8 protein-coding genes and 1 pseudogene are annotated in these 8481 nt (G+C 60.4%); 6 read left to right on the top strand and 3 right to left on the bottom strand.

Annotation, left to right across the window (positions count from 1 at the left end):
• Window positions 1-912 (top strand): AMP-binding protein (locus NW809_RS08755; RefSeq protein WP_414401951.1); only part of this gene is annotated, 912 nt, incomplete at its 5' end.
• Here NW809_RS08755 and NW809_RS08750 read toward each other — a convergent pair.
• Together NW809_RS08750 and NW809_RS08745 are read right to left on the bottom strand one after the other, a co-directional pair.
• A complete protein-coding gene (locus NW809_RS08750; RefSeq protein WP_414401950.1) occupies window positions 909-1007 on the bottom strand; it encodes a hypothetical protein in 99 nt (32 codons plus the stop codon). The genes NW809_RS08755 and NW809_RS08750 overlap by 4 nt on opposite strands.
• 361 nt (window positions 1008-1368) lie before the next feature.
• A pseudogene (locus tag NW809_RS08745) lies at window positions 1369-1494 on the bottom strand (DnaJ domain-containing protein); the annotation flags it as partial.
• A 350-nt stretch (window positions 1495-1844) separates the two neighbouring features.
• On the opposite strand from NW809_RS08745, the gene NW809_RS08740 reads away from it, so the two are divergent.
• The 5 genes from NW809_RS08740 to NW809_RS08720 all read left to right on the top strand — a co-directional run bounded on the left by NW809_RS08740 (window position 1845) and on the right by NW809_RS08720 (window position 7356).
• The gene (locus tag NW809_RS08740) at window positions 1845-2600 is read left to right on the top strand and encodes an ankyrin repeat domain-containing protein (RefSeq protein WP_099812733.1); all 756 of its coding nucleotides are present in this window, start codon (window positions 1845-1847) and stop codon (window positions 2598-2600) included.
• Window positions 2601-3331: 731 nt separating this feature from the next.
• Window positions 3332-3682 carry a hypothetical protein gene (locus tag NW809_RS08735; RefSeq protein ID WP_011431451.1) on the top strand — a complete coding sequence of 117 codons (351 nt, stop codon included), beginning with the start codon at window positions 3332-3334 and terminating at the stop codon, window positions 3680-3682.
• Between the two features lie 282 nt (window positions 3683-3964).
• Window positions 3965-4885: an L-lactate dehydrogenase gene (locus tag NW809_RS08730; RefSeq protein WP_414401953.1), complete on the top strand. Its 921-nt coding sequence runs from the start codon at window positions 3965-3967 to the stop codon at window positions 4883-4885.
• 157 nt (window positions 4886-5042) lie between these two features.
• Window positions 5043-5675: a tRNA (guanosine(46)-N7)-methyltransferase TrmB gene (gene trmB / locus NW809_RS08725; protein WP_414401952.1), complete on the top strand. Its 633-nt coding sequence runs from the start codon at window positions 5043-5045 to the stop codon at window positions 5673-5675.
• A 67-nt stretch (window positions 5676-5742) separates the two neighbouring features.
• Window positions 5743-7356, top strand: a complete 1614-nt coding sequence (locus NW809_RS08720) for a type II CAAX prenyl endopeptidase Rce1 family protein (RefSeq protein WP_414401949.1) — start codon at window positions 5743-5745, stop codon at window positions 7354-7356.
• Window positions 7357-7368: 12 nt separating this feature from the next.
• On the opposite strand, the gene NW809_RS08715 is transcribed toward NW809_RS08720, so the two are convergent.
• Window positions 7369-8394, bottom strand: a complete 1026-nt coding sequence (locus NW809_RS08715) for a DnaJ domain-containing protein (RefSeq protein ID WP_414401948.1) — start codon at window positions 8392-8394, stop codon at window positions 7369-7371.
• Window positions 8395-8481 lie beyond the last annotated feature (87 nt).

The following is an 8481-nucleotide window of genomic DNA, read 5'->3' as shown; positions in this document are numbered from 1 at the left end:
GCTGTTCGTTCCTGGCTGAGCGGCGGCCAGTGGATTGTCTGGGATTGGAAACGACAGCAGCAGGCCGAGGCCTGGGATCCGCCTTTGCCGGGCAGCTTTCTGTCGCTGGTGCCCACCCAGTTGCAGCGGCTGTTGCTCAACGCCCAGCCGGGAGTCTTGGAGAGCCTGCGCCAGTTTCGAGCCATTCTGGTTGGCGGCGGCCCCACCTGGCCCAGTTTGCGGCAACAGGCCCGGCAACTGCACCTGCCCTTGGCCCTCACCTATGGCATGACCGAAAGCGCCTCCCAGGTGTGTACGCTCCTGCCGGAAGCCTTTTTGCAGGGGAGCGATAGCCTGGGGCGGCCCCTGCCCCACGCCACCCTGGAGATCCGCGGCGAAGCAGGGGATCCCTTGCCCGCCCAGACGGCGGGCCACATCCACGTGTGGGCGGAATCCCTGGCGCTGGGCTACTACCCTTTGGCGAGGGAGGCTGATGGCCTGGGCAAGTGGCAACAGCGGGGCTTCACCCCTGGAGATTGGGGCTATCTGGACTCAGACGGCTATCTCTACTGGCTGGGCCGCGCCGACGACCTGATCCTGACCGGCGGGGAAAAGGTGATGGCGGCCGAGGTAGAAGGGGAGATCCGGGCCAGCGGCTGGGTGGAGGATGTGTGCGTGCTCGGCCTGCCCGACGGCGAGTGGGGCCAGCAGGTGGTGGCGGTGGCCGTGCCCAAGGCTGGGATCCCTGCCCTCCCCGTAGAGCTGGAGAGGCACCTAAAGCAACACCTGAGCCAACAACTGAGCCCCTTCAAGCACCCTAAGCAATGGCTATGGTGTGCCGGGATCCCGCGCAACGCCCAGGGCAAAGTCAGCCGCCAACAGCTGCGGCAGTGGGCGGCCCAGCAGTTGAGACTGGCAACGCCAGGCAGCTAGCCGGATCCCTCCCGGATGCCCAGACGGGCCAAGTCTCGCCAGATTTCAAAGGCCAACTCGCGGTTGTGTGGCTCTGTGGCCAAAGCTTTTCTCAAGTAAGCCTCTGCCTGCTGGTAGCGACCCTCGCAGATTAATTAAATGATTGCCGAAGCGCTGATAGGCCAAAGCCAAGATGTGGATGGCTTCCTTGGAGTTGGGAAACCGCTTCAGCAGCGCCTCCGCCAGAGCCACTGCCGTGGGCAACTTACGCTCGCGCCAAGCCGCCTTGACGCGGGCAATCCCTGCCTCAAGGGATTCCCGAGCCGGTGGTTCTGCTGAGATGGAGCCTGACCCAGTGGTGCGTACAACCACGCGCCTTTCCCCCCTCACAGAACTGGGTGGAGAGTGTCGTTGGGCGTCGTAGCGCCGCCGCTCTTCAGGGTTGCTCAGCACTTGGTAGGCCTGGTAGATCTGCTCAAATCGTTCTCGGGATCCCTCTCCTGCCACATCGGGGTGAAACTGCCGCGCCAACCGGCGAAAGGCTCGCTTGATATCTTCGCTGTTCGCTTGGGGAGAGAGGTTCAGGATTGCATAGTAGTCCATGAGCGGCAGCAGAAGAGAGGGTGAGGGGCTGCTGAACCTGGGCGAAGAGTCAGCTCTGGCTCGGAGCTACGCCGATCATGCCATGCCAACCTGGGCTGAACCAAGGGATCCCCTCGGCGCTCATGCAATTTAGATCCAATCTAGTAGAGAATCATTCTCATGTTGAGGCATGGTGCTGCATTGACCATTCTGACTGAGCGCTAAGAGGCATCTCTTCGCACAGCTACCTCAGAGGCAGGGATCCAGTGCTAGACTTTGCCCAAGTTGTAAATTCCAGACTTTGCCTAACTCTACTCCTAACTGTTCTCAAAGTACTTTTAGCTGTCTCTAAGTCCTATTTCTGAGTGACTATGAGCGAAGCACTGCACCGCGCCCTTGCCAATGAAGACCCGCAAGGATTGCTGGCTTACTTGCAGCAAGGGGGAGATGTGAATGCTCCCGATTCGCAGGGGTTCACCCCGCTTCACAAAGCAGTACTCATCGGCAATCTGGAGCTGTTGGACTTGCTTTTGGCTTATGGCGCTTCCGTCGACTCGATGGATTCCACAGGGGCTACGCCGCTCCATTTGGCTGCTGCCAGCGGCCAGGTGGAAGTGGTGGAGCGGCTTCTCAAGGCAGGCAGCGATATCGATCTGCTAGATCGCTATGGATACACTCCTCTCCATCGGGCTGCCCTAACCGATCAGGCAGAAGTTATTGGTCTGCTGATCCAAAAAGGGGCAAAAACCTGTGGCGTTCTCCACTGGGCTACAGCTACGGGTAGGAAAAGCGTTCTCGCCCGCTTGCTCTCCAAGGGGGCACCGGTGGATGCCGTTGATGAGACGGGGCGAACTCCTCTGCACGAGGCGGCCACACAAGGACACTTGGGCATCGCTCGCTTTCTCATTTTGTACGGGGCCGATGTCAACGCGCGCAACCGCTTCGGGGCGACACCCATGCACTGGGCTGCCTGGGAAGGGCATATCCAGATCCTAGAGCTGCTGTTGGAAAATGGGGCCGAATTAAACCCCCGCAATCACGATGGACACACTCCCCTCGCCTATGCCCAGAAACGTCAGCACAGGCTAGCTGCCCAATGGCTGCAAGACCGAGGCGCAACCCTTTAGTTTGGCTTAAGGGATCCCTACTTCTTGGGAGACGGGAGATAGAGTTGGAAGGAATTCCACAGAAAAAGGAGAGAGGATGTTAGATTTCCCCTCTCCGATCTCTTCGTCGCGGTTAGCGTTAACGCCATCTAGATTCTAATCGATAACTCGCATCTGGTTCAATTCCTTTCTCCAGATTTTAATCTTCTTCCAACATCATTTTTTAGAGAACAAAACAAAGACGGAACAGCTAGCTTGTTCCGAAAACATCCGTTTATCTCCTTACTTTCTAGAGGATTGGTAGCCATTCCAAATAGCTCAAGATACTTCCCCAGCGCTTCACGCCGCTTTCGCTTGCTGGCCCGCCGACGCAAGCGCGATCACCCTCGACTGCTACCTCCTACTTCAACACGATGTTGGCGGAAAACCTCCCCCTCTCCCATTAATTGATATTTAGTCTCATTAACTTTGTGGAGAAAAAGGGATCCCTGCCAAGCGCAGGATGGCCAGTTCCGCCGGCGCGGGATCCCTGCTGCGTCCAAGACAAGAGAGGAAGACTGATGGATATGACTCCACCACTCAACCGTGTGACAGTATAGCACTATTGAGATTAAGTTGCAATATATCCCCATGGCACATCGGTTCCTCTTTGATAAAGACTTGCATCAAACCGAGTGAGTCTGGTAGAGTACCTAGCTAAAGTAGTTGGAAAAATTTGCAGCTAGGTCTTCGCAGGTTGCGGAGTGGTGAGCATGACATGGCAACAGGTTCAGGCGGGCGTGTGGTGTCGGCAGTTGGGGCAATTGGCGCCCCAGTGGTGGCTGGGGTGGAGTCCTGAGCAGGGCTTCCGGCTCTATCGCCAAGAGTCCCTACCTTCTCTCTCTGCTTTGCGGATTCGCTGCCAAGAGCGAGATGGCTGGCTGGATGTGTTTTTGGGAGAAGCGGAGCAACATCTCCAGCGGCGGCGCAGTCTCTTAGACGCAACGGCGCGGGTGGCTTTGCACTACTTGCCGGAAGAGCTGGTTCAGATTCGGTCTCTTCCACGTCCTCATGAGCGCATTCCTCTGGAGCTTTGGCAGCGGCTAACCCAGCAACGGAGTTGAGGTCTACCCAAGAATTCTTAAAAAACCATTAAAACCCTTACTGAGCTGCATTCAAAGTCACTTCACCCCGCGGGGATCCGAGGCGACCGGGAAGGCGGAAGTTCTCTTCCCTTCCAGCCTTTCTTGCTCTGGGGAGCGATAGCCCCTCTGCTCTTTTTCTCTCCGCCTGGCCAGGCTTAAGCTGGGAAGGGAAGTGCAGCGGCTGAAGCCATGACCGTTTCTGAGCACCAACCCAAGCCACGCTTTGAGCAGCAAGCCGGTGGGCTGACTGCTCGCCGCCTTTTGAAGGGATCCATCATCGGCGCCGGGCAGGTGGGCATGGCCTGTGCCTACGCGATGCTTATCCAGAACACCCTCGATGAGCTGGTGATCCACGACATCGACCGCGCCAAGCTGGAAGGGGAAGTGATGGATCTGGTGCATGGGATCCCTTTTGTGGAGCCGACGCGGATCTGGGCAGGGGAGCTGGCCGATTGTGCCGGGTCAGACGTGGTGATTGTGACGGCGGGGGCCAAGCAGCGGCCTGGAGAAACCCGTTTGGATTTGGTTCACCGCAACGTCGAGATCTTCAAAAGCTTGATCCCGGCCCTGCTGGAGCATTGCCCCAGCGCCATTTTCCTGGTGGTGAGCAACCCCGTTGACGTCATGACCTATGTTTCCCTGAAGTTAGCGGGGCTGCCGGCGGGGCAGGTGCTGGGGTCGGGAACGGTTTTGGATACGGCTCGCTTTCGCTATCTGTTGGCCCAGAGGCTGGGGGTGGATCCGCGCAGCCTGCACGCCTACATCATCGGCGAACATGGGGATAGCGAGGTGGCCGTCTGGAGCAAGGTGAACATCGCCGGCACGCCGATTGGCCAGCTCTCGCCGGAATGGGATCCCGCCCATTTGGGCGATATCTTCGAGCAGGTGCGCAATGCCGCCTATGAGATCATCCGCCGCAAAGGGGCCACCAGCTATGCCATTGGTCTGGGGGTGGCACAAATTGTCCAGGCCCTGGTACGGGATCAGCGGCGCGTTTTAACCGTGAGCAGCCTCACCCAGGGAGAATATGACCTGCCGGAGGTCTGCCTTAGTTTGCCGAGAGTGGTCGGTCGGCAAGGGGTGGAGCGCACGCTGGCCATGTCCCTCACCGAGAGCGAGCGGCAGCAACTGCACCGCTCTGCCCACATCTTGCGGCAAGTCATCGACAGCATCCGGTGGTAGAGCTGGGCTGCCGGATCCCGTTTGTTTTGGATCCACCGTTGGGTTCGCTACGGCTGTGGCTGACGGCAGGAGGTGGTCTGTGGAAGCGGACGTGCAGCGAGCACAGCAGGCCCAACTTGAGAAAGGCTCCTCTGTTCCCCCCTGGACAGGGATCCCGCTGCAGAAGGGTCTCGGCCAGCGACTGCGGCAACACGTCAACCCCCTGCAGGCTCAGTACCAACAGCCTGCTTCCCCACCCCACTGGGAACGGGTGTATCGGCGACTGGGGCAGCCCTTGCATTTGGATATCGGCTCAGGGAGCGGACGCTTTTTGCTGCGCATGGCCCAGGAGCAGCCCGACTGGAACTTTTTGGGGGTAGAGATTCGACAGCCGCTGGTGGAGCGGGCCAATGCTTGGCGGGACGAGCTGGGGCTGGATAACGTCCATTTTCTGTTTGCCAACATCAACGTCTCCCTGCGGCATCTGTTTGCGCCGGGAGATCTCAGCCGGGTCACCATCCAATTTCCGGATCCCTGGTTTAAAAAGCGCCATCACAAGCGGCGGATCGTCCAACCGCGACTGGTGGCGGATCTGGCCCTGCTGCTGCAACCGGGCAGCCCCGTCTTCCTGCAGTCGGACGTGCGGGAAGTGGCCGAGGAGATGGTCGATCGTTTCCTAGAGCATCCGCAGTTTTGGAATCCCTACCAGGGGCCCATCGATGACAACCCCTTCGGCATTCCCACCGAGCGGGAGTGGCAGTGCCTGCAGTTGGGTCTGCCCATCTACCGTTATTGGCTAGAGCGACGCTGACCCCTTTATCCGGCTGAAGCCAATAGAAGCTAGGATATAACCCGCTGGAGTTGCCTCGGTTGCTGCCATGTCTCCCTCTGAAGCCACGGCCTCTGTCGATCCCTTTTCCGCTTGGCTTTCTGTTCGCCGAGGGATCCTCAACCTGCTGAGCCTATTGGCCCTTTTGATTGTCGGGCTTTCGCTTTCCAGCAGTTGGTTTCAGCCGCCGCCGCAAACGCAGTTGGATCTGTTGCAAACCAATCTCGCCCTGCAGGCTGCCCGCACCCTCGACGATCCCCGCTATCAGGACCTGGCGCGGGCTCTGCTGGGGCAGAACGTTTTCGAGCTGGCCCACAATCGCTACCAGCAGGTGGCCGACAACTACGCCGAACGCCTGCAGCGCCTCAAACGGATGGCACGGCTGGAAAGGGCGACTTCCTCGGCAGGGGGCAAACCCGAATTGGCCAGGGTATCAGATGCGGTGGGGCCGGCCTCAACCCCAGAAGAAGTGGATCCCGTCCTCCTGGCTTCTGTCCAGGATCTGCAGGCGGAGCTGGACGCCCTGCGGCTGCGCCTGGGTCTGCTCTACGTCTACCAGGAGGATCTGGAGGCAGCCCAGCAGCAGTGGCAAGAGGTAGTCGATCCAGAACGTCCCTTGGAGCTGGAATCCGGCCAGAAGAGGGTGGCACAGGTTTTACAAGGGCTGTGGGGAACGCCACGGCGCATCTTGCCAGAGGCCGAGGTGCAAATCCGCAACCACCTGGACGGTTGGTTTGAGGCGGTGGCCCTGCAGCAGCTCTACCAGCTACAACAGCGCGGCGACAGCCTCAATGCCCTTAACCAGCAGCAGGAAAAATTAGCTCTGGCAGCTTTGTTCCGGCTGGCGGTGGTGGGCGGGATCCCCCTGCTGGGGGCGCTGCTGGGGCTGATCCTCCTGTTGGGCTGGCTGGGCTGGAGCTTCTGGCGCCAACGTTCTCTCGTGGGTCCTCCCTGGGAGGTGCCTTGGCCAGGGATCGGGGCGCAGGCGGTCCTGACCGGTTGGTTTTTGGGTTTCATTCTCCTCAATGCGCTGGTGCCTCGCCTTTACACGGTCGGGCTCGGCCTGGGGACGCAGCAGCTCAGCCCTTGGCATCAGGCGGTGGCCCTGTTTCTCACCTACAATGCGGGCGCTCTGCTGGGGGCGGCGCTGTTGTACCGGCTTCTTCGGCTCTATCCCGGTTGGCAGAAGGTGCTGCAGGTGCGGCTGTGGGGCCCTTGGATCCTCTGGGGCCTGGGCGGCTACTGGGCGGCCCTGCCTTTGGTGGTGCTGGCAGCGGCGCTGTCGCAGCTACTGCTGCCGCAGGCGGGGGGCGGCAACCCCATTTTGCCGCTGCTTTTGGAGAGCCACGGCTGGGGGACGCGGTTGCTATTTCTAGCTGTGGTCTCTGTCTGTGCCCCCGTTTTTGAGGAGGTGCTGTTTCGGGGTTTTTGGCTGCCGACGCTGAGCCGTTACCTACCGATGGGGGCTGCCATTGCTCTAAGCGCCTTCACCTTTGCCATTGCTCACCTCAACCTTGCCGATTTGCTGCCCTTGACCATGCTGGGGGTAGTGCTGGGGGTGGTGTACAGCCACAGCCGCAACTTGCTAGCCCCCATCCTGCTCCACAGCCTCTGGAACACGGGATCCCTGGTCACGCTGCTGGTGTTGGGGGGCGCTTCCTGAGGGGAGTTTGGCCTACTTTTTCTTGCCGAAGAGGCGGCTCCAGAAGCCGCCGCTATCCTCTTTGCGCGGCGGTGGCACGATTTTCTGGGCCTGGGAGGTCTGACGGCTGGCCGAGGGAACGGGAACCGGCTGTTGGGTGGTGACCTGCTGCAGCCAGCGGCGCACCTCGGCCATCAACTCGGCGTTGGCCGGCTCGAGGCGGCTCGCCTGCAGGAAGTCGGCCTTGGCCATGCCAGCGTTGCCCTGCTTGAGGTGGGCGATACCTCGGTGCAGATAGTAACGGGCCACGTTGGGCTGGGCGCTGATGGCGAAGTTTAAATACTGGATGGCAACCCGGTACTGCTTGCGCTCGATCATGTCCAGCGCCTGCAGGAAGCGGGTCTCAGCGGGGCTAAGTTGCGGGGTTGGGGGCGAAGGAGGGGCGGGCTGGACAGGGGGAGCGGTGGGTGGAGCAGCCGGGATCCCGCCCAAGGTGGTGCGGCTGGGGGAAGGGGTTGGGATCCCCGTCGGGGTGGTGGTTTTGGCAGCAGGGGCGGGGATCCCTTTGTAGCCGGCCTTGAGCAGCAGGTAGGCTAGGTTGAGCTCGCTCAACTGCTCGGTTTTCTCCAGCAGGGTGGCCATAGAGCTGTATTGCTCTTTGGCCAGCTTCTCCACCCGCCGGACATATTCTTCCTGCCAATCGGCGCGCTCGGCCAGGTCTTTGACAGCTTCTCCAGTGGGCCACAGATCGGGGGGTGGCGACTCCAGCAGGCTTTGAACGCGCAGCTTGAGCACAGTCTCATATTCTGACCGCTCTCGCTCCTTGGCCAGCACCTCGTTGGCCGGGCTGACCAGCTTGGCGAAGAGGACGTTGGCCCGCTCTGCCCCTTCCGGATCCCTGACAAAGCGATCCGGGTGCAGAGCCTTGGCCGCCTGCAGGTAGCCGCGCCGAATCCTCTTGGGGTCGGCGGTGAGGGGCACACCCAGGATGGCAAAGTGGTCAGTCTCGTAGCGGGCTAGCCCTCGGGTGAGGCGGGGGACATCAGAGTTGGATCCCATAGTTGCCACTTCTCCAAGATGCGTTGCAAAGTTCCGTTTTCGGTCAGGACTGCGATCGCCCCATCCACGGCTTCCTTCAGGGAAGGA

Source organism: Synechococcus sp. WC101, assembly GCF_047461555.1.
Taxonomy (GTDB): domain Bacteria; phylum Cyanobacteriota; class Cyanobacteriia; order Thermostichales; family Thermostichaceae; genus Thermostichus.
Note: the sequence above shows the minus strand (reverse complement) of the source record. Positions and strands in the feature narration are given on the sequence as shown.